Consider the following 20,678-nt stretch of genomic DNA (forward strand, 5'->3'; position numbering starts at 1 on the left):
CGGCGCGGCGCTCGACGCGTTGCGGCCGTGGGCCGACGCCGCCGGCATCACGCTGCGCGGCAGCGTCCGGGAGAACCCGGCCGAGCACGTCGTCGACGGCGAGATCGTCGATCCGCGGGAACTGGAACTGCCCGACGTGGGCGTGCTGCCGGTCGTCGACCCGGAGAGCGGGGAGCTGCACGAGGTGCAGACCGCCGACCCGGGGCTGCGCCGCCGCTACGCCGAGGCCGCGGCCGCCCAGCGCGGGGCGATCGCCACCGAGCTGCGTGCCGCCGGCGCGGCCCACCTGCGCCTGCGTACCGACCGAGACTGGCTGCTGGACATGGTGCGTTTCGTCGCCGCGCAGCGGCACGCCCGTACCCGAGGGACGACCCGATGATCCGATTTCTGCAACCGTGGTGGCTGCTGGCCGTGCTGCCGGTGCTCGCCCTCGCCGCCGCGTACGTCTGGCGGCAGCTGCACCGCCGGCAGTACGCGCTGCGTTTCACCAACGTGGACCTGCTGCGCACGCTGGCGCCCAAGGGGCTCGGCTGGCGGCGGCACGCCGCGGCCACCGCGTTCCTGCTCTGCCTGCTGGTGCTGGCCACCGGGCTGGCCCGGCCGGCGATCGACACCCGGGAGCCGCTGGAACGGGCCACCGTGATGCTCGCCATCGACGTGTCGCTGTCCATGCAGGCCGACGACGTGGCGCCGAACCGCCTGGAGGCCGCGCAGGAGGCGGCCAAGCAGTTCGTCGGTGAGCTGCCGGAGAGCTACAACCTGGGGCTGGTGTCGTTCGCCAAGTCGGCGAACGTGCTGGTGCCGCCGACCAAGGACCGGGGCGCGGTGACCACCGCCATCGACGGGCTGGTGCTGGCCGAGGCGACCGCCACCGGCGAGGCCGTCTTCACCTGCCTGGAGGCGATCCGGTCGGTGCCGGCCGACGGCGCCGCCGGCATCCCGCCGGCGCGGATCGTGCTGCTCTCCGACGGCTACCGCACGTCGGGCCGCTCGGTCGAGGAGGCGGCCGCGGCGGCGCAGGCGGCCAACGTGCCGGTCTCGACGATCGCCTTCGGCACCGACTCGGGCCAGGTCGACATCGGCGGCCAGCTCCAGCGGGTGCCGGTGGACCGCAGCGCGTTGTCCCAACTGGCCGAGACCACCCAGGGCTTCTTCTACGAGGCCGCGTCGGTGAGCGAGCTGAAGCAGGTCTACCAGGACATGGGCAGCTCGATCGGCTACCGCACCGAGCCCCGCGAGATCACCCAGTGGTACGCGGGGATCGCGTTGCTGCTGGCGCTCTGCGCGGGCGGGCTGAGCCTGCTCTGGACGTCCCGCCTGATCTGAGCGGGAGCGGGCCCGGCGGCGGTCAGTGACCGCCGCCGGCCAGCACGAACAGGACGGCCACCCAGACGGCGGCGAGGGTGAAGCCCAGCGGGGCGGCGTAACGGCTCATGGTTGTGCTCCGTGGCGACGGTCGGCCCGGGTCGGCGGGCCGCGAGGTGGACCAGGAAAGACGCACACGAAGTCGTGACCGGGTGCTCCGCCGCGCGGCAGGGCCACCCCCGGCGCGAGGGCCGGGGAGCGGGTGCGGTGCGGGGGGCGGGAAGCGGGTCAGCCGCGTCGACCGAGCCGTGGCTCAGCGGGGCTGACGGTGGGCCCGGCCACGACTGGGAGGATCGCTATCTCGCACAGCGATCACCTCCTGCGGTCGGCGGGGCCCGGAACGCGGGCGCAGACCGGCCCGCAGACGCGATCATCGTACACCCGGGGCGGGCGGGCCGCGCGCTCGGCCGACCGGCCCGGACGGCCCCCGCCGAGCGGTGGATGGTCGCCGGCCGCGCGAGTCGCTGACCTGGTCGGGTTAGCGCTTACCTGTCGGTAACCCCTAGGCTCCGACCGACCGAGAGATCAGGAGCAGAGGGGGACCCGTGGCCCGTACCGTGCTGGTGACCGGCGGAAACCGGGGGATCGGCCTGGCCATCGCGCAGGCCTTCGCCAAGCAGGGCGACCGGGTGGCGGTGACCTACCGCGGCGGCGAGGCTCCCGAGGGGCTCTTCGGGGTGCGCTGCGACGTGACCGACGCCGACTCGATCGACGCCGCGTTCGCCGCCGTCGAGGCCGAGCTGGGGCCGGTCGAGGTGCTGGTCGCCAACGCCGGCATCACCGACGACACGCTGATCATGCGGATGTCCGACGAGCAGTTCACCCGGGTGGTGGAGACCAACCTGACCGGCTCGTTCCGGGTCGCCAAGCGGGCCTCGACCAAGATGCTCCGGGCCAAGTGGGGTCGGATGATCTTCATCTCCTCGGTGGTCGGCCTCTACGGCGGCGCCGGGCAGGTCAACTACGCCGCGAGCAAGGCCGGCCTGGTGGGCGTGGCCCGCTCGATCACCCGCGAGCTGGGCGGCCGCAACATCACCGCGAACGTGGTGGCGCCCGGCTTCATCAACACCGACATGACCGCGGCGCTGCCCGAGGAGCGCCGCACCAGTTACCGCAAGGCCATCCCGGCCGGCCGGTTCGCCGAGCCGGAGGAAGTGGCCGCCGTGGTCACCTGGCTGGCCTCGGACGCGGCCGGCTACATCTCCGGCGCCGTCATCCCGGTCGACGGCGGCCTGGGCATGGGTCACTGAGAGAGAGCACGGAGGAACTGCGCAATGTCCGGACTCCTGGCCGGTAAGCGGCTGCTGGTCACCGGCGTCATCACCGACGCCTCGATCGCCTTCTCCGTGGCGAAGCTCGCCCAGGAGAACGGTGCCCAGGTCGTGCTCACCGGCTACGGCCGGCTCTCCCTGGTGGAGCGGATCGCCAGGCGGCTGCCCGAGCCGGCGCCGGTGATCGAGGTGGACGTCACGAACGACGAGCACCTCGCCGGCCTGGCCGACCGGGTACGCGAGCACGTCGACGGCCTGGACGGGGTGGTGCACTCGATCGGCTTCGCGCCGCAGAGCTGCCTCGGCGGCGGCTTCCTCGACGCGCCCTGGGCGGACGTGGCGACCGCGTTGCAGGTCTCCACGTTCTCCTACAAGTCGCTGGCCATGGCGGCCCTGCCGCTGATGTCCTCCGGCGGCGCGGTGGTGGGCCTCACGTTCGACGCCACCAAGGCCTGGCCGGTCTACGACTGGATGGGCGTGGCCAAGGCCGGGCTGGAGTCCGCCTCCCGCTACCTGGCGCTGCACCTGGGCAAGCAGGGCATCCGCAGCAACCTGGTCGCGGCCGGCCCGCTGCGGACGATCGCGGCCAAGTCCATCCCCGGCTTCGACCAGTTCGAGGACGCCTGGACCGAGCGGGCTCCGCTGGGCTGGAACCTCACCGACCAGGAGCCGGCCGCCCGGGCCTGCCTGGCGCTGCTGTCCGACTGGTTCCCGGCCACCACCGGCGAGATCGTCCACGTCGACGGCGGCTACCACGCCATCGGCGCCTGAGGTGTAAGGAGGGGCCCCTTGTTAACGCATTCTGCATAACAAGGGGCCCCTCCTAACATCGCCCGCTCGGGCGTTACCACCATGAGCCGGGGGCGTCGCACGAGCGTCACGGCGGGCGGGGAAGAATAGGGGCCATGGCGTACGACGCGTTGGTGCTGGTCTCCTTCGGTGGCCCCGAGCGGCCCGAGGACGTGCTCCCCTTCCTCCAGAACGTCACCCGGGGTCGGGGTGTGCCGCCGGAGCGGCTGGCCGAGGTGGCCGAGCACTACCTGCACTTCGGTGGGGTGTCCCCGATCAACCAGCAGTGCCGCGACCTGCTCGCGGCGATCCGGGAGGACTTCGCCGCCAACGGCGTCGACCTGCCGGTCTACTGGGGCAACCGCAACTGGGACCCGATGCTCGCCGACACGGTGGCGCAGATGCGCGACGACGGCGTCACCCGGGCGCTGGCGTTCGTCACCAGCGCCTACGGCGGCTACTCGTCCTGCCGGCAGTACCAGGAGGACATCGCCTCGGCGCGGGCCGCGGTCGGCCCGGACGCCCCGCTGATCGAGAAGCTGCGCCAGTTCTGGGACCACCCGGGCTTCGTCGAGCCGCACGCCGACGCGGTCCGCGCCGCACTGGCCCAGCTCGACCCGGCGAAGCGGGGCAGCACCCGGCTGGTGTTCACCGCGCACTCGATCCCGGCCTCGGCGGCCGCCACCGCCGGCCCTTACGGCGGCCGGTACACCGCCCAGATGGAGGAGACCGCCCGGCTCGTGCACGCCGCCGCGGCCCCGGACCTGCAGTACGACCTGGTCTGGCAGAGCCGGTCCGGCCCGCCGCAGGTGCCGTGGCTGGAGCCGGACATCAACGACCACCTGACCAGCCTGGCCGAGCAGGGCGTGACGAGCGTGGTGGTGAGCCCGATCGGCTTCGTCTCCGACCACCTGGAGGTGGTCTGGGACCTGGACACCGAGGCGCTGGAGACGGCCAAGCAGCTCGGCCTGGACTTCGTCCGCGCCGGCACCCCGGGCACCGACCCACGCTTCGTGACCATGGTCCGCGAGCTGGTCGCGGAACGCACCGCGCCGGACGGGGAGCGGCTGCGCCGGCGGCTCGGCGAGCTGCCGGCCTGGGACAGCTGCCCGGCGCTGTGCTGCGTGCCCGCGGCGCGCCGGCCCTGAGCCCGACCACCACCGACACCCCTGGGGACGACACGATGCATGACCGCAAGCCGGTGCAGAGCTGGCTCACCGACATGGACGGCGTGCTGGTGCACGAGGGCCAGCCGGTGCCCGGCGCCCCGGAGTTCGTCCAGAAGCTGCGCGCGTCGGGAAAGCCGTTCCTGGTGCTGACGAACAACTCCATCTACACCCCGCGGGACCTGCAGGCCCGGCTGGCCCGGATGGGGCTGGACGTGCCGGAGGAGGCGATCTGGTCGTCCGCGCTGGCCACCGCGCAGTTCCTGGCCGACCAGCGGCCGGGTGGCACCGCGTACGTGATCGGTGAGGCCGGCCTGACCACGGCGCTGCACGCCGTGGGATACGTGCTCAGCGACTTCGCCCCGGACTACGTGGTGCTGGGGGAGACCCGCACCTACAGCTTCGAGGCGATAACCAAGGCGATCCGGCTGATCAACGACGGCGCCCGGTTCATCTGCACGAATCCGGATGCCACCGGCCCGTCGGTCGAGGGCGCGCTGCCGGCGGCCGGCTCGGTGGCCGCGATGATCTCCAAGGCGACCGGGGTGGACCCCTACTTCGTCGGCAAGCCCAACCCGATGATGATGCGGTCGGCGTTGAACACTATCGACGCGCACTCGGAGTCCACCGCGATGATCGGCGACCGGATGGACACCGACATCCTCTGCGGGCTGGAGGCCGGGCTGGAGACGATCCTCGTGCTCACCGGGATCAGCACCCGGACCGAGGCCGAGCGTTACCCGTACCGGCCGTCCCGGATCGTCGACTCGGTGGCCGACCTGATCGACGAGGTGTGAGGCCCGCGCCCTAGAGACGCAGCGGGGCGTTGCAGGCGGCCACCAGCGCCTGCCGGCAGGCGGTGGTCAGCGGCCGTAGCGCCGCGTCCCGCTGCTGGGCCTCGAACGTGTTCACCGCGCCGCCGGGCGCGCTCTCCCCGGCCAGGGCGAGCACCCGGTCCAACACGGCGGCGCGGGCGAACAGCCGGCGCGCCCGCGGGTCGAAGCCCGGGGGAAGGTCGGTGGTGCCGTCGGGACGGCGCAGCGCGGCGAGCGCGCCGGCCAGCTCCGGGCGCCACTGGGCGACGTCCAGCCGGGTCAGCGCCGCGGTCGTCTCGGCCAGCGCGGCAGCCAGCTCGGCCTCCGCCTCGGCCGCCCCGGGCGAGGCGAGGGACGCCTTCGGCGCGTCGGCCGGCAGCGGGTGCACCCGCCAGAGCACCGTCTCCCAGGTCATGCCCGAGCCGGAGGTGTGGGTGCGGACCTCCGGCACCAGCCCGAGCCCGCTGGCCACCACGGCCTCGCCGGCGAGCAGCGCCGCGCCGGTGAAGTCACCGGGGCCGGGCAGCCCGCGCGGGTCGCCGGGCGCGGGCAGCACCAGGCGGATCTCGTCCGGGGAGTGCCGGGCCAGGCTGGGCAGCGCCTCCCGCAGGGACACGTCGGTCCAGGTGCCGGGCGCGTCCGCGACCAGATGCTCCTCGTCGCCGGCGATGGCGTCGGCGACCTCGTCGAAGGGCACCAGGCCGGCGCGCCAGGCACGTACCCAGGCGACGAACCGGCTCGACCGGCGCGGAGCCAGCGTGGCCGCGCCCGTTGCGGGGGAGGACATGCCGAAAGGGTACGTGCTCCCCGCCGCCGCTGTCTCGGCTGCCGCTCCGGCGGCGTGACCTGCCCCCAACTACCCCCTTCGCACCGTTTCGTGTCGCCCGGTGGCGTCGCGGCCGGCGCGTCGGCGGGCGACACGCCGGGCCGGTGGTTAGCGTGATCGTCATGGCGGGGCGATACGACGGGGACGTGCTGGCGGGCGACTGGCGGCGGCGGAGGGCGATCCCGGAGGTCGACGCCGAACCCGACCTCGTGGTCGAGGACGCCGACTCCGGGTTCTGCGGCGCGGTGGTCGGCTTCGAGTCCGGCGCCGTGGTGCTGGAGGACCGGCACGGGCGGCGGCGCAACTTCCCGCTGCTGCCCGCCGCGTTCCTGCTCGACGGCCGCCCGGTCACCCTGCGCCGGCCGGCCCGCGCCCCGGTGCCGGCCGCCCGGCGGCGTACCGCCTCCGGCTCGATCGCGCTCGACGGCGTACGGGCCCAGGTCGCCAAGGCCAGCCGGATCTGGGTCGAGGGTGTGCACGACGCCGCGCTGGTGGAGCGGATCTGGGGCGACGACCTGCGGATCGAGGGCGTGGTGGTGGAACCGCTCGACGGCATCGACGAGCTGCCCGCCGAGGTGCGCGCGTTCGCGCCCGGCCCGGGGCGCCGGCTCGGCGTGCTGGTCGACCACCTGGTGCCCGGCTCGAAGGAGAGCCGGATCGTGGCGCGGGTGGACTCGCCGCACGTGCTGGTGACCGGGCACCCCTACGTCGACGTGTGGCAGGCGGTGCGGCCGGCGGCGCTGGGCATCGCGGCCTGGCCGGTGGTGCCGCCCGGCCGGCCCTGGAAGGAGGGCGTCTGCGCCGCGCTCGGGGTGGCCGAGCCGGCGGACATGTGGCGGCACATCCTGTCCCGGGTGGACAGTTTCGCCGACGTGGAGACGCCGCTCATCAACGCCATGGAACGGTTGATCGACTTCGTCACCTCGCCGTAGTGGTCGCTCTCGGGACCCGGGGGCGACCGCGTCCGGCCTGATCCCTGCGCCGGGCACGGCCGCGCCGGGTCGGTCGTGGGCCGCTCCGCGTCTCGGCTTCCCGGTGGACCGGTAGGCCGTCTCCGGGCCGCCAGGAAGTCGATGACGTCGACGGATCGTGATCGAGTCGTCCACGTCGTCAGGTCCCTGGCCCGTGTGCCGTGTGCCGTGTGCCATGCCGTCGTTCTGCCGTGCGCCCGTGTCGGGCGTGGCCCAGCTCCGGGAGGCTGGAGCCGCCGCCCGACGCAAACCCCTTGATCACCGCCCTCGGGAGGGGACGTTCGCCGATCTTGGAGTTGTGGTCGTTGACAGATCGGCCGTATCGGGGCGACGTGGGAAGCAGGGGCGGCGCCGGCGCGGGGACGGTCGGTGGGTCAGGGGGTGCGGGTCAGGATGAAGGTGGCGATGTCGAGGGCGACGGGTGTGCCGGCCTCGTCGCGGACGACGGTGAGGATCTCGCCGTGCTGGGAGCCGGCGTGGCCGCGCCAGCGGTCCGGGCCCTCCCGGGTGAAGCGCAGCGGTGCCCGTCCCGCCGGGCCGCCCACCAGGTCGCCGGCGGCGTCGACGTGGAACTCGTGCGCCAGGCCCATCCACCACCAGTGACCGGCCAGCTCGGCCGCCTCGGCGGCGGGTGGGGCGGCCGGGCGCCAGGGTGCGGGCAGCGGCGGCTCGGCGTCGAGCACGTGGGTGAGCACGTCGCGGCCGAGCCCGGAGACGTGGTGCCCGCCGCGCAGTCCGTACGAGTTGGCGAAGTCGACCACGGCGCTGCCGGTGGGCCGGTGCACGGTCAGGCCGGCGACGTAGCCGGGCATGGAGCCGCCGTGGCCCACGTACACCCGGTCGCCGACCCGGTAGAGCTCCACGCCGAGGCCGTGTCCGCCGGTCCAGGAGTCCAGGTCGCTGATGGCCACCGGCGCGCACATCTCGGTCAGGGTGGCGGGGTCGATCAGCGCCGGGTCCGGGTCGGCCAGGAACGTCGCCCAGCGAGCCAGGTCCGCGACGGTGGACCAGAGCTGCCCGGCCGGCGCCATCGCCCCGGTGTCGGTGCGTGGCTCCTCCCGCAGCGTGTCGTGCCAGGGGTGCACGACGTAGCCCGGGGCGTAGGGCTCGGTCGGGTGGTAGGTGGTGCGGCGCATGCCGAGCGGCTCCAGCAGGCGCTCCCGCACCAGGTCGGCCCACGGCGTGCCGGTGATCCGCTCCAGCGCGCCGCCGAGCAGCCCGTACGCCAGGTTCGAGTAGTGGTAGACGTGGTGCGGCGGGTGGGCGATCTTCGCCGGCGTCAGCCCGGCGAGCAGGGTGTCCAGGTCGGTGCCCTCGGTACGTTCCCACCAGTGGCCGTCCGGCTCGCGTTGCAGGCCGCTGGCGTGCCCGAGCAGTTGGCGCACGGTGAGCGTGCCGACCGGGGTGCCGGGCAGGTGCTCCTCGATCGGGTCGTCCAGCGCCAGTCGTCCGGCGTCGCGCTGCTGCATCACCAGCACCGCGGTCATGGTCTTGGTGATCGAGCCGATCCGGTACTGCATGTCGCCGTCGGGGTGGGGCTGCTCGCCGGCGACCGCCACGTGCGCCAGCGCGCCGTCGCGGACCACGCCGAGGGCGAGCGACGGGGTGTGTCCCTCCGCCTGGGCCCGGGCGACCAGCAGGTCCACCCGGCGTGCGGTCTCGGGCAGCAGGGCCATCTCGTCCTCCTCGTCGGCGGGCACTGCGCCGAGCCTAGCGATCATGACAGTTCGATGACACGTGCGTCGACGTGTCACGATTGGTCTCGTGGACGCCGTGTTCTGGATCGTGCTGGGTGTGGTGCTGGCGGTCGCCGAGATCTTCACGACGACGCTGTTCCTGATCATGTTCGGGGTCGGGGCGTTCGCCGCCGCCGGCGCGGCGGCGCTGGGTGCCCCGGTGGCGTTCCAGGCGGTGGTCTTCGCCGTGGTCTCGGCGCTGTCGCTGGCGCTGGTGCGGCCGGTGATCCGGCGTAACGCCCGGTCGGCGCTGGAGACCGGCGAGCAGCCGTTCGGCGTCGAGGCGATCGAGGGGTCGAGCGCGGTGGTCCTGGAGCCGGTGGACGCCGACCACGGAATGGTCAAGATCGACGGTGAGCTGTGGACGGCCCGGTCGTACGACGCGACGCGACGCTACGCGCCGGGTGAGCGGGTGCAGGTGATAAAGGTCCGGGGTGCGACCGCCCTGGTCTGGCAGGACGACATTTCCGCCCCGGGCGAGCTGCCCGACGCGAGAGGGTGAACCAGATGGAGTTTGCAGCGATCCTGTTGATCGCCGTGGCGTTGATCGTGGTGGTGACGCTGGCCAAGGCGGTGCGGATCGTGCCGCAGCAGCGTCAGGACGTGGTGGAGCGGCTCGGCAAGTACAAGCGCACGCTGAACCCGGGCCTCAACCTGCTGGTGCCGTTCGTGGACGCGGTGCGCACCAAGGTCGACCTGCGCGAGCAGGTGGTCAGCTTCCCGCCCCAGCCGGTGATCACCTCGGACAACCTGGTCGTCTCTATCGACACCGTCCTCTACTTCAAGGTGGTCGACTCGGTCCGGGCCACCTACGAGATCTCCAACTTCCTCCAGGCGATCGAGCAGCTCACCGTCACCACGCTGCGGAACGTGATCGGCTCGCTGGACCTGGAGCGCGCGCTGACCAGCCGGGAGGAGATCAACCGGCACCTGTCCGGCGTGCTGGACGAGACCACCGGCCGCTGGGGCATCAAGGTGACCCGGGTCGAGATCAAGGCGATCGAGCCGCCGCCGAGCATCCGCGACTCGATGGAGAAGCAGATGCGCGCCGAGCGGGACCGCCGCGCCGCGATCCTCAACGCCGAGGGGCACAAGCAGTCGCAGATCCTCACCGCCGAGGGTGAGAAGCAGGCCGCGGTGCTGCGCGCCGACGGCGACCGGCAGGCCCGGATCCTCCAGGCCGAGGGTCAGGCCAAGGCCATCCGTACCGTCTTCGACGCGATCCACACCGCCAACCCGAGCCAGAAGGTGCTGGCCTACCAGTACCTCCAGGCGCTGCCGCAGATCGCCAACGGCACCGCCAACAAGGTCTGGATCGTCCCGACCGAGCTGACCAAGGCCCTGGAGGGCATGGGCGGCGCGCTGGGCGGTCTGGCCAACATGGTCGGCGACGCGCCGGCGCCGGGCGCCAGCCAGAGCGCCGGCGAGGTCGAGCGGGAGGCCGCCGAGGCCGCCCAGGCCGCGGCCGTCGCGGCCCAGGAGATCCACGACGAGGTACGCGTCGCGGAGGCGCAGGCCACCGGCGGCAACGCCCCCCAGGGCCTGCCGGCCCCGGAGCCGGTCTCCCCGGCCAGCCTGCTCAACGACCCGTCGGACCAGCGCGAGCGGGGCTGACCGGCAAATCCGAGAATCACTCATACGGCGCTCCGGCGCCTGCCACCATCGGTGCAGAGGACGGATGGTGACCAGGCCCGGAGCGCCGTTTGCGTGTCCCGGGCGGCCCGTGTCGCGAGCGAGGTGACGCATGAAGGAACCGGCGAACCGGCTCTTCTCCCGGACCCCGGTCCCCGGCGCGCACGACCCCGGCGGACCGCTCGGCTCCCGGCGTACCGGGGGTGGGTTCGGGGTCCTGCCGTTCGTCTCCGAGCCGGGGCGGGGCGCGCCGGCCACGGACGCGAGCTGGGCCTGGTCGGTACGCCGGTTCGCCCGCGCCGCGGTCTGGCTGCTGCCCGCGTACGCGGTCCTCTACGGCGTGGTGGCGATGGCCAGCGACGGCGGGGTGGGCAACGACCCGTACCCGGCCGACGGGCAGCCGCTCTACCTGGTGGGCTGGGTGGCGTCGGTCTGGCTGGGGCTGCTCGCGCTGCTCGCGCTCACCGGCCTGCTCGCCGCCACCCGCTGCCGCCGGATCGCGCTGGCCGGGTTGCTGGCCAGCATCGGCGGGATGGTGCTGATGCTGCCGTTCGCCGGGCTGGCCGAGCAGACGCCGGTGTTCGGGCTGACCGCGCGCGGCATCGTGCTGTTCGGGGCGACCTGCTACAGCGTGGGGTGGTTCCTCACCGGTTGGTCGGTGGCCCGCTCCGGGATGTTCTCCTACGGCGACGGCACCATGCTGATGATCGCCGCGCCGTTGCTCGGCCTGGGCGGGGCGCTGATCGGCTCGCTCCAGACGTTCGGGGCGATCTTCGTGCTGGTCGCCGGCATCGGCATCGGCTACCGCTCGGGCCGGCTCGTCCCGGAGACCATCGCCCGGGACGCGGCCACGGCAAGCGTCGCCGCCGCCCCGGCCGCGCCCTCGTCACCGGACGGCCCACTTGCCGCCGGATGACCGTTTCCCGGGATCCGGCGGAAGCTGAACGGTCGCCGTGAGGTAACTGACAGTTGCCTGGCGAAGTGGCCGGTAGGTGGCTTTCGCGGCAATCCTGGAGTCCATGCCGTCTCCCCGGGCGCCGCTGTCGCGGCTCTTCACCGTGCTGCTCGCCGGCGTCCTCGCCGGGCTCGTCCTCGCGCTGGCCGCGCTTCCCACCGGCCTGCTCGGCGGGCTCGTCGCCAAGGCGAGCCTCGGGGCGTACGAGGAGCTGCCCGACGCGCTGCGCACCCCCGTCCAGCCGCAGCGCTCCTACCTCTACGCCAACGACGGCAAGACCCTGATCACCACGTTCTACGACGTGAACCGCACCGACGTGCCACTGGCCGAGATCGCCCCGGTGATGCGGCAGGCGATCATCGCGGCCGAGGACCGGCGGTTCTACTCCCACGGCGGCGCGGACCTGCGCGGCATCGCCCGCGCGCTGGTGGCGAACGTCTCCGGCGGCGGCACCGAGCAGGGCGGCTCCACGCTGACCATGCAGTACGTGCGCAACGTGCTCAAGACCGACCCGACCCGCACCGCCGAGGAGCGGCAGGCCGCCACCGAGCAGACCGTCGGGCGCAAGCTCCAGGAGATCCGGTACGCGAACGCGCTGGAGCAGTCGCTGTCCAAGGACGAGATCCTCAACCGCTACCTGAACATCGCCTACTTCGGCTCCGGCGCCTACGGGGTGGCCGCCGCCGCCCAGCGCTACTTCGGCAAGGCCCCGGCCGACCTGACCCTGGGTGAGGCGGCGCTGCTGGCCGGCCTGGTCCAGTCGCCGGACGCGTACAGCCCGATCGACGGCGACAAGGACCAGGCGACGGCCCGGCGGGCGTACGTGCTGGACTCGATGGCCGAGACCGGCGCGATCACCGCGCAGCAGGCGGCGGCGGCCAAGGCCGAGCCGCTCACGCTGCGCCCGACCGCCCAGCCCAACGGGTGCACCGCGACCGCCCAGGGCCGCGACGGCTGGGGCTTCTTCTGCGACTACCTGCGCCAGTGGTGGCTCACCCAGCCGGCGTTCGGCAACACCCCGGAGGAGCGGGAGCAGGCGCTGCGGCGCGGCGGCTACCGGGTGACCACCACGCTCGACCCGAAGGTCCAGCAGACCGCGCAGCAGCAGGCCACCAAGGTCTACGGGTACGACGACAAGCGCGCGCTGCCGATCGCGGCGGTCGAGCCGGGCACCGGCCGGGTGCTCGCGATGGCGGTCAACCGGCACTACAGCCTGGCCGACAACCCGGGCGGGCAGGCCAACCACCCGAACACGGTCAACCCGCTGATCTCCGGCGGTGCCAGCGTCGACGGCTACCAGGCCGGCTCGACGTTCAAGCTGTTCACCATGCTGGCCGCGCTGGAGGCCGGCAAGCCGCTGGCCACCGGCTTCGACGCCCCGAGCAAGCTGCCCACCCGGTACGCCTCCGACGACGAGGGCAACTGCGACGGCAGGTGGTGCCCGGCCAACGCCAACCCGGAGTGGATGGACGGCTACCGGATGATGTGGGACGGCTTCGGCCGCTCCGTCAACACGTACTTCGTCTGGCTGGCCGAGCAGGTCGGTGAGGACAAGGTGGTGGAGATGGCGCAGCGTCTCGGCATCACCTTCCGGGCCGACTCCGACGCCGCGTTCGCGCGTGACGACGCCGCCGACTGGGGCGCGTTCACGCTCGGCGTGGCCGCCACCACCCCGCTGGACCTGGCCAACGCGTACGCGACGGTGGCCGCCGAGGGCACGTACTGCTCTCCGCTGCCGGTGGTCTCGGTGACCGCCCCGGACGGCGGGAAGGTCGACGTGGGGCAGCCGAACTGCAAGAAGGTGCTGGAGCCCGACGTGGCCCGGGCCGCCACCGACGCGGCCCGCTGCCCGGTGGGCCAGCAGTCGGCGTACGGGCAGTGCAACGGCGGCACCGCCACCGGTGTGGACCGGATCGTGGACCGTCCGGTGGCCGGCAAGACGGGCAGCTCGGAGCGGAACGCCACCGAGACGTTCGTCGGGTTCACCCCGCAGGTCGCCGTCGCGGGCATCGCGGCCAACCCGGACGACTCCACCGACCTGGTCGGCTCCGCCGTGCAGGCGAAGGTGATCGACGCGGTGGCCCGGACCATCAAGGCGGCCGTCGCCGGCAAGCCGGTGCGCGACTTCACCGCGCCCAGCCGGGAGCTGGCCGGCGACCCGCAGCGCCCGCAGCCGCGCGAGGAACCCCAGCGGCCCACGCCGCGCGACGAGAACCGGAACCTCCCCTCGGACCTGCTCCGCTGGCTCCAGGGCCGCGGCTAGGCGCAAGGCGGGGCCCCTGTTGACGCCTCCGGTGTAGGCGGGGCCCCGCTCAACACCGCACCGCCGCGTCCAGGGCGGCGGCCACCTCGTCGGGCGAGCGGTCTCCGTCGAGCACCACGAACGTGTCGAAGTCGGGCAGCGCCCGGTAGGCGGCGTCCAACGCCCGCAGGTGCGCCAGCTCCTCGGTGTCGATGCCCCGGGCGGTCACCCGGCGCTGGGCCACCTCCGGCGCGGTGGCCAGGAAGCACACCACGGTCGGGCGGGGGAGGACCGCGTACGCGGCCCACACCGCCCGCCGCCCCCGGTCGCCCCGGGCCGTCATGATCACGTCCTGGCACCAGGTCCACCGGTCCAGCACCGCCACGCGTCCGGTCAGGCGGGCCACCGCCACGGTCCGGACCATGGCCAGCGCGCGCACGGTCGCCTCCAGCGCCGGATAGGCGGTCCGGCCGAACAGCGCCACGCCGTCCTTGCGGCCGAGCGCCCGCGCCAGCCGGTTCCACAGCGGCCGACCGCCGGCGTTCTCGAAGTACCGCGCCGGCACGCCCCGCCCGCGCAGCCGCGCGACGAGCGCCTTCGCCTGGGTCGTCTTGCCGGAGCCGTCGACACCGACCAGCGCGATCATCACGGGGCCTGTCACGCACCCGGAGGCTAGTCGTTCCGGAAGAAATCCGCGCCGGGGTGTCGGATCCGTCGCGGCGGCTCCGACCCACCGGTGAGCGCGCCCGTCGGGGCGTACCGGTACGCGGAGGAACACACCATGGGCAAGGTCATCTACTGGGTGCACCAGTCGGTCGACGGCTTCATCGAGGGGCCGAACGGCGAGTTCGACTGGCCGGAGATGGGGGAGGAGCTGTCCGCGTACTCCCAGGAGCTGTCCGAGCGGGCCGGCGCCTTCGTCTACGGGCGGCGGGTGTGGGAGATGATGTCCTTCTACTGGCCCCGCGTCGAGTCGATGTCCGACCACCCGCACGACCTGGCGTTCGCGCCGATCTGGCGGCGTACCCCGAAGGTGGTCGTCTCCCGCACGCTCGCCGAGGCCGACCACGGTGCCCGGGTGATCGGCGGCGGCGACCTGGCCGCGGAGGTGGCCGAGGTGCGCGACCAGCTCGACGGGGACCTGCTGCTCACCGGCGGCACCGGCGCGGCGACCGCGCTGGCCGCGCTCGGGCTGGTCGACGAGTTCCAGGTGGTGGTGCACCCGGTGCTGCTCGGCGGCGGACGGCAGGTGCTCCCGGACCTGGTCCGGCAGGACCTGCGGCTGGCCGGCACGCGCGGTTTCGACGGCCGGTCGGTGCTGCTGCGCTACACGCGGGCGTGACGGTCAGCGGCCGCGGCGGCGGGGCCGGTAGGTGGCGAGGGCGGCGGGCACGCCGCGGCGCAGGATGCCGGCCCGGTCGCTGTCCCCGCGCAGCACCGCGGCGGCCGTCTTGCGGGCCTGCTCGGCGGTGAAGTGCGGCGGCAGCATCAGTTCCGCCGGGTCGACCACCGCGTTGATCACGGTCGGCCGGTCGGCGCGCAGCACCCGCTGCCACAGGTCGGGCACCCGGTCCGGGGAGTCGACCAGCTCGCCGCCGAGCCCGAGCACCTCGGCCCACCTGTGGTACGCCACGTCCGGCAGGTCCTGGCTGTCGGGGAACATCGGGGTGCCCTCGCTCGACCGCTGCTCCCAACTGACGAACGCCAGGTCCCGGTTGTTGAGCACCAGCACCACGAACCGGGGGTCGGCCCACTCCCGCCAGTACTTCGCCACCGTGATCAGCTCGTTGACGCCGTTCATCTGCATCGCCCCGTCGCCGACCAGCGCGATCACCGGGCGGTCCGGGTGGGCGAACTTGGCCGCCAGCGCGTACGGCATGCCGCCGCCCATCGACAGCAGCGTGCCGGAGAGGCTGGCCAGCATGCCCGGACGGACCCGCAGGTGCCGGGCGTACCAGGCGGTGGCGGTCCCGCAGTCGACGGCGAGCATGGCGTCGTCGGGCAGCGCGTCGTCGAGCGTGGCGAACAGCAGCTGCGGGTTGAGCGGTTCGGCCGACTGCTCGGCCAGCTCCCGCTGCGCCGCCCGCCACTTGCCGGTGGCGTCGGCGATGGTGGCGCGCCAGGCGGTCGGCGCCGGGCCCGGGCCCAGCTCGTCCAGCAGCGCGCGCAGCGTCGCGCCGGCGTCGCCGGTCAGGTTGACCTCGGTGGGGTAGCGCAGCCCCATCCGGCTGCCGTCCCGGTCGATCTGGACCGCCCGGGCCTGCCCCTGCGGCGGATAGAACTCCGAGTAGGGCATCTGGCTGCCCACGATCAGCAGCCTGTCGCACTCCTGCATGAGCTGCCAGCTCGGGCGGGTGCCGAGCAGGCCGATGGCCCCGGTGACCCAGGGCTGCCGGTGGTCGACGGCGGTGAAGCCGAGCAGCGCGGTGGCCACTGCGGCGCCGAGCCGGTCGGCGGTCCGGCGTACCTCGTCCTCGGCGCCGAGCGCGCCCTGGCCGACAAGCATCGCCACCCGCTCGCCGCCGCGCAGCACCTCGGCCGCCCGGCGTACGTCGTCCACCGGCGGCACGGTCGGCGGGCTGCTCGGCACGGCGCTGGTGTGGTAGTAGCCGTGCGTGTGCGGCGGCTCCGGCACCGCCGGCAGGTCCTGCACGTCGGAGGGGAGGACCAGGGCGGTCACGGTACGCCGGGCCAGCGCCGTCCGGCAGGCACGGTCCACCAGATGCCGGGCCTGGGACGGGTCGTCGAGCTGGGCCAGGAACGCCGACGCCACGTCCTTGTAGAGCGCGAGCAGGTCCACCTCCTGGTAGTAGCCGCCGCCCTCGGCGGGCAGCGCGGTGTGTCCGAGCAGCGCCACCACCGGCTGGTGGTCGAGCTTGGCGTCGTAGAGGCCGTTGAGCGCGTGGATCGCGCCCGGGCCGCTGGTCACCACCACGCAGCCGAGCGGGCCGCCGCCGTACTTGACGTGCGCGCCGGCCGCGAAGCCGGCGGTCTCCTCGTGCCGGACCTGGATGAACCGGGCGTGGTCCGCGGCGCGTTGCAGGGCCGAGGTCATTCCGTTGATCCCGTCGCCCGGGTAGCCGTAGTAGCGGTGCACGCCCCACTCGGCGAGGCGGGCCACCAGGTAGTCGGCGACCGTGGCGTCGCGGGGCAGTCGGCCGTCCCCGGTGTGGTCCGCGCCCATCGTGGTGGTCCCTTCGTCGCTGTCCGCCTTTCCGGCTCCCTTCCCCGCCTCGCACGGGGGAAACCGGCCCGCGCCGGGGCGGCCGGGCGGGCCGGGGCAGAATCGTCGGGTGCCCGTCCACGAGATCACCGACCCCGACGACGACCGGATCGCCGACTACCGCGCGCTGACCGACGTGGAGCTGCGGACCCGCTGGGAGCCCCCGCACGGGTTGTTCATCGCCGAGGGCGAGCTGGTGCTGCGGCGGGCGCTGCGGGCCGGCTACCCGGCCCGGTCGTACCTGGTCGACGCGAAACGGGTGGACCAGCTCGCCGACCTGGACACCGGGGACGCGCCCGTGTACGCGGCGACGCCGGACGTGCTCCAGCGGGCCACCGGCTTCCACGTGCACCGGGGCGTGCTGGCCTCGTTCCACCGCCGGCCGCTGCCCTCGGTCGAGGAGGTGCTGGCCGCCGCCCGGCGGGTGGTGGTGCTGGAGGACGTCAACAACCACACCAACCTCGGTGCGATCTTCCGGGGGGCGGCCGCGCTCGGCGTCGACGCGGTGCTGCTGTCGCCGACCTGCGCCGACCCGCTCTACCGGCGCAGCGTACGGGTGAGCATGGGCGAGGTGTTCGCGGTGCCGTACGCGAAGCTGGAGCGCTGGCCGGCCGGCCTGGACCAGGTGCGGGCGGCGGGCTTCACGGTGCTCGCCATGACGCCGGCGCCGGACGCGGTGCCGATCCAGCGGCTGACCCCGGCCCAGCGGGAGCGGGCCGCGTTGCTGCTCGGGGCCGAGGGGCCGGGCCTGACCGAGGCGGCGCAGTCGGCAAGCGACGTCCGGGTGGTGCTGCCGATGCGGCGCGGGGTGGACTCGTTGAACGTGGCCGCCGCGGCGGCGGTGGCGTTCTGGGAGTTGGGCCGCGACGACCCGCTCTGACGATCGGCTTGCATGACCATGCGCCTTGACGCATAATCTTTCCTGTGTCCAAGGTTCTCACCTCCCTGCCCATCGGTGAACGCGTCGGCATCGCCTTCTCCGGCGGCCTCGACACCTCCGTCGCGGTCGCGTGGATGCGCGACAAGGGTGCCGTGCCCTGCGCCTACACCGCCGACATCGGCCAGTACGACGAGCCCGACATCGCCTCGGTGCCCGGCCGCGCGCTCAGCTACGGCGCCGAGGTCGCCCGGCTGGTCGACTGTCGTGCCGCCCTGGTCGAGGAGGGACTCGCGGCGCTGACCTGCGGCGCCTTCCACATCCGCTCGGGCGGGCGGGCCTACTTCAACACCACCCCGCTGGGCCGGGCCGTGACCGGCACCCTGCTGGTACGGGCGATGATCTCCGACGACGTCCAGATCTGGGGCGACGGCTCCACCTTCAAGGGCAACGACATCGAGCGGTTCTACCGCTACGGCCTGCTGGCCAACCCGCAGCTGCGCATCTACAAGCCGTGGCTGGACACCGACTTCGTCACCGAGCTGGGCGGGCGCACGGAGATGTCCGAGTGGCTGCTCGCCCACGACCTGCCCTACCGGGACAGCACCGAGAAGGCCTACTCCACCGACGCCAACATCTGGGGCGCCACCCACGAGGCGAAGACGCTCGAACACCTCGACACCGGCATCGAGACGGTCAGCCCGATCATGGGCGTCCGGTTCTGGGACCCGTCCGTCGAGATCCCCACCGAGGACGTCACGATCGGCTTCGACCAGGGTCGCCCGGTGACCATCAACGGCAAGGAGTTCGGCAGCGCGGTCGACCTGGTGCTGGAGGCCAACGCCATCGGCGGCCGGCACGGCCTCGGCATGTCCGACCAGATCGAGAACCGGATCATCGAGGCCAAGAGCCGGGGCATCTACGAGGCCCCCGGCATGGCGCTGCTGCACGCCGCGTACGAGCGGCTGGTCAACGCCATCCACAACGAGGACACGCTGGCCAACTACCACACCGAGGGCCGTCGCCTCGGCCGGCTGATGTACGAGGGACGCTGGTTGGACCCGCAGGCGCTGATGCTGCGCGAGTCGTTGCAGCGCTGGGTCGGCACGGCGGTCACCGGCGAGGTGACGCTGCGGCTGCGCCGGGGCGAGGACTACTCGATCCTGGACACCACCGGCCCGGCGTTCAGCTACCACCCGGACAAGCTGTCCATGGAACGCACCGAGGACTCGGCCTTCGGGCCGGCGGACCGGATCGGTCAGCTCACCATGCGCAACCTGGACATCGCCGACTCGCGCGCGAAGCTGGAGCAGTACGCCTCCCTCGGCATGGTCGGCGGCGCGGCCCCGCAGCGGATGGTCGGCGCCGCCCAGGCCGCCTCGACCGGCCTGATCGGCGCGATGCCCGAGGGCGGGGCGGAGGCCATCGCCTCCCGGGGCGTCCCCTCCGCCGAGGACGCGGCGCTCGACCGCGCCGCGATGGAGTTCGGCGTCGACTGAACGAGGCGCGGTGCGTCGAGAGGCGGCCCGGCTCCCCCGGGCGGGCCTTCGGCAGCGGCGGTGACGCAGGGTAGCGTGTCGCCCGTGTTCCCTACCGTGCGTGAGGTGCTCGCCCTGGTGCCGGTGCGCCACGGCGCGCCCCGGCTGGTCGCCGGGGACACCGGCCTGGACCGCCCGGTGCGGTGGGTGCACGTGGCCGAGGTGCCGGACATCGCCACCCTGCTCGGCGGCGGGGAACTGGTGCTCACCACGGGCATCGGGTTGCCCGCCGACGACGCCGGGCTGCGCGCGTTCATCGGTGACCTGGCCGACGTGGGGGTCTCCGGTCTGGTCGTCGAGTTGGGCCGCCGCTACGTCAGCGGGGTGCCGCGGGTGATGGCCGCCGCCGCCGAACGGCGCGGACTGCCCCTGGTGGAGCTGCGTCGGGCCACCCCGTTCGTGCGGATCACCGAGGCGGTGCACGCGCTGATCGTGGACGCCCAGCTCACCGAGCTGCGTGCCACCGAGGAGATCCACCAGCGGTTCACCGAACTGTCCGTGGAGGGCGCCGAACCGACCGAGGTGCTCCGCCAGGCCGCCGAGCTGTCCGGCTGCCCGGTCGTGCTGGAGAACCTGTCCCGGCAGGTGCTCGCGTACGACCCGGCGGGGGAGAGCGCGGAGCTGCTGCTGGACGGTTGGGAGCAGCACTCCCGGCAGATCCGCCCGGCCGGGCGGACCGCGTACGACCCGGACAGCGGATGGCTGGTCACCACCGTCGGCGCACGCGGTCAGGACTGGGGGCGGCTGCTGCTGCGCTGGCCGGCGGCCGAGGCGACCCCGCCCACCCGGCTCACCATCCTGATCGAGCGGGCCGCCTCCACGCTGGCCCTGGGCCGGCTGATCAGGCGCGACGCCGAAGGGCTGGAACGGCAGATCCACCGCACGCTGCTGACCGCGCTGATCGACCACTCCCGCCCGGTGGACGAGGTGGCCCTGCGCGCCAAGGCGCTCGGCGTCACCCTGGACCGGCGGCACCTGGTCGGCGTGGTGGTCCGGCACCGCGCCGACGACCCGGTCGGCGACCTCACCGACGACGAGTCCGGCGCGGCCCGTCCGGGGTCGCGCCGGGAGCCGGAGTCCCTCGGCCCCGAGGCCGGGCCGGCGCGGTTGCGCGACCTGGCCGAGGCGGTCGGCCAGGCCCTGCGGGAGGCCCGGCTCACGGCGCTGACCAGCGCCGTCGACGACCACGCGGTGGGGGCGCTGCTGGCGTTGCCCGACCCGGCCGACGAGGAGAGGGCACTCGCCGCGTTCGCCGCGGCGTTGCGCCGGGTA

20 protein-coding genes are annotated in these 20,678 nt (G+C 73.7%); 15 read left to right on the forward strand and 5 right to left on the reverse strand.

The features are described 5' to 3' along the window. A partial coding sequence (locus HUW36_RS07370) for a DUF58 domain-containing protein (protein WP_484502580.1) occupies positions 1–379 on the forward strand: 379 nt, incomplete at its 5' end. After that, complete coding sequence (locus HUW36_RS07375) at positions 376–1,326, forward strand: VWA domain-containing protein (protein ID WP_091573473.1); 951 nt, start codon at positions 376–378, stop codon at positions 1,324–1,326. The genes HUW36_RS07370 and HUW36_RS07375, both read left to right, overlap by 4 nt. Before the next feature lie 22 nt (positions 1,327–1,348). Here the strand turns inward: HUW36_RS07375 and HUW36_RS07380 are convergent, their stop codons facing one another. Beyond that, the gene (locus HUW36_RS07380) at positions 1,349–1,501 is read right to left on the reverse strand and encodes a hypothetical protein (protein WP_174527430.1); all 153 of its coding nucleotides are present in this window, start codon (positions 1,499–1,501) and stop codon (positions 1,349–1,351) included. Positions 1,502–1,910: 409 nt separating this feature from the next. On the opposite strand from HUW36_RS07380, the gene fabG reads away from it, so the two are divergent. The 4 genes from fabG to HUW36_RS07400 all read left to right on the forward strand — a co-directional run bounded on the left by fabG (position 1,911) and on the right by HUW36_RS07400 (position 5,388). Next, complete coding sequence (gene fabG / locus HUW36_RS07385; protein WP_174527431.1) at positions 1,911–2,615, forward strand: 3-oxoacyl-ACP reductase FabG; 705 nt, start codon at positions 1,911–1,913, stop codon at positions 2,613–2,615. 24 nt (positions 2,616–2,639) lie between these two features. Beyond that, complete coding sequence (gene fabI, locus HUW36_RS07390; protein WP_174527432.1) at positions 2,640–3,407, forward strand: enoyl-ACP reductase FabI; 768 nt, start codon at positions 2,640–2,642, stop codon at positions 3,405–3,407. 134 nt (positions 3,408–3,541) lie between these two features. Next, positions 3,542–4,573 carry a ferrochelatase gene (locus HUW36_RS07395; protein WP_174527433.1) on the forward strand — a complete coding sequence of 344 codons (1,032 nt, stop codon included), beginning with the start codon at positions 3,542–3,544 and terminating at the stop codon, positions 4,571–4,573. Next, complete coding sequence (locus HUW36_RS07400; protein ID WP_425487221.1) at positions 4,522–5,388, forward strand: HAD-IIA family hydrolase; 867 nt, start codon at positions 4,522–4,524, stop codon at positions 5,386–5,388. Before HUW36_RS07395 ends, HUW36_RS07400 begins: the two co-directional genes overlap by 52 nt. 10 nt (positions 5,389–5,398) lie before the next feature. Here the strand turns inward: HUW36_RS07400 and HUW36_RS07405 are convergent, their stop codons facing one another. Then, positions 5,399–6,193 (reverse strand): hypothetical protein, encoded by a 795-nt coding sequence (locus HUW36_RS07405; protein ID WP_174527435.1) that lies wholly within the window; start codon positions 6,191–6,193, stop codon positions 5,399–5,401. A gap of 161 nt (positions 6,194–6,354) precedes the next feature. Between HUW36_RS07405 and HUW36_RS07410 the strand changes: the two genes are divergently transcribed. Continuing rightward, positions 6,355–7,164 (forward strand): DUF3097 domain-containing protein, encoded by an 810-nt coding sequence (locus tag HUW36_RS07410; RefSeq protein WP_174527436.1) that lies wholly within the window; start codon positions 6,355–6,357, stop codon positions 7,162–7,164. A gap of 413 nt (positions 7,165–7,577) precedes the next feature. On the opposite strand, the gene HUW36_RS07415 is transcribed toward HUW36_RS07410, so the two are convergent. Beyond that, the gene (locus HUW36_RS07415; RefSeq protein WP_174527445.1) at positions 7,578–8,879 is read right to left on the reverse strand and encodes a serine hydrolase domain-containing protein; all 1,302 of its coding nucleotides are present in this window, start codon (positions 8,877–8,879) and stop codon (positions 7,578–7,580) included. An 88-nt stretch (positions 8,880–8,967) separates the two neighbouring features. Here HUW36_RS07415 and HUW36_RS07420 point away from each other — a divergent pair, with 88 nt between their 5' ends. The 4 genes from HUW36_RS07420 (at position 8,968) to HUW36_RS07435 (ending at position 13,789) form a co-directional block, all read left to right on the forward strand. Beyond that, positions 8,968–9,441: an NfeD family protein gene (locus tag HUW36_RS07420; RefSeq protein WP_174527437.1), complete on the forward strand. Its 474-nt coding sequence runs from the start codon at positions 8,968–8,970 to the stop codon at positions 9,439–9,441. Positions 9,442–9,446: 5 nt separating this feature from the next. Next, on the forward strand, positions 9,447–10,553 hold the full coding sequence (locus tag HUW36_RS07425; RefSeq protein ID WP_174527438.1) for an SPFH domain-containing protein: 1,107 nt from the start codon (positions 9,447–9,449) through the stop codon (positions 10,551–10,553). Between the two features lie 130 nt (positions 10,554–10,683). Then, positions 10,684–11,487, forward strand: a complete 804-nt coding sequence (locus HUW36_RS07430) for a hypothetical protein (protein ID WP_091573481.1) — start codon at positions 10,684–10,686, stop codon at positions 11,485–11,487. Between the two features lie 103 nt (positions 11,488–11,590). Further along, on the forward strand, positions 11,591–13,789 hold the full coding sequence (locus HUW36_RS07435) for a transglycosylase domain-containing protein (protein ID WP_174527439.1): 2,199 nt from the start codon (positions 11,591–11,593) through the stop codon (positions 13,787–13,789). Positions 13,790–13,838: 49 nt separating this feature from the next. Here the strand turns inward: HUW36_RS07435 and HUW36_RS07440 are convergent, their stop codons facing one another. After that, on the reverse strand, positions 13,839–14,429 hold the full coding sequence (locus HUW36_RS07440; protein WP_174527440.1) for a dTMP kinase: 591 nt from the start codon (positions 14,427–14,429) through the stop codon (positions 13,839–13,841). A 120-nt stretch (positions 14,430–14,549) separates the two neighbouring features. On the opposite strand from HUW36_RS07440, the gene HUW36_RS07445 reads away from it, so the two are divergent. After that, positions 14,550–15,110 (forward strand): dihydrofolate reductase family protein, encoded by a 561-nt coding sequence (locus tag HUW36_RS07445; protein WP_174527446.1) that lies wholly within the window; start codon positions 14,550–14,552, stop codon positions 15,108–15,110. A gap of 3 nt (positions 15,111–15,113) precedes the next feature. Here HUW36_RS07445 and HUW36_RS07450 read toward each other — a convergent pair whose 3' ends face one another. Then, on the reverse strand, positions 15,114–16,952 hold the full coding sequence (locus HUW36_RS07450; RefSeq protein ID WP_174527441.1) for a thiamine pyrophosphate-requiring protein: 1,839 nt from the start codon (positions 16,950–16,952) through the stop codon (positions 15,114–15,116). Between the two features lie 19 nt (positions 16,953–16,971). On the opposite strand from HUW36_RS07450, the gene HUW36_RS07455 reads away from it, so the two are divergent. The 3 genes from HUW36_RS07455 to HUW36_RS07465 all read left to right on the forward strand — a co-directional run. Further along, a complete protein-coding gene (locus HUW36_RS07455; RefSeq protein WP_425487222.1) occupies positions 16,972–17,871 on the forward strand; it encodes a TrmH family RNA methyltransferase in 900 nt (299 codons plus the stop codon). Between the two features lie 44 nt (positions 17,872–17,915). Further along, on the forward strand, positions 17,916–19,367 hold the full coding sequence (gene argG, locus HUW36_RS07460) for an argininosuccinate synthase (protein WP_174527443.1): 1,452 nt from the start codon (positions 17,916–17,918) through the stop codon (positions 19,365–19,367). A gap of 84 nt (positions 19,368–19,451) precedes the next feature. After that, positions 19,452–20,678, forward strand: a 1,227-nt coding sequence (locus HUW36_RS07465; RefSeq protein ID WP_484502581.1) for a PucR family transcriptional regulator ligand-binding domain-containing protein, incomplete at its 3' end; no start/stop codon positions are given.

This window comes from Micromonospora maritima (assembly GCF_902825405.1).
GTDB classification, from domain to species: Bacteria; Actinomycetota; Actinomycetes; order Mycobacteriales; family Micromonosporaceae; genus Micromonospora; species Micromonospora maritima.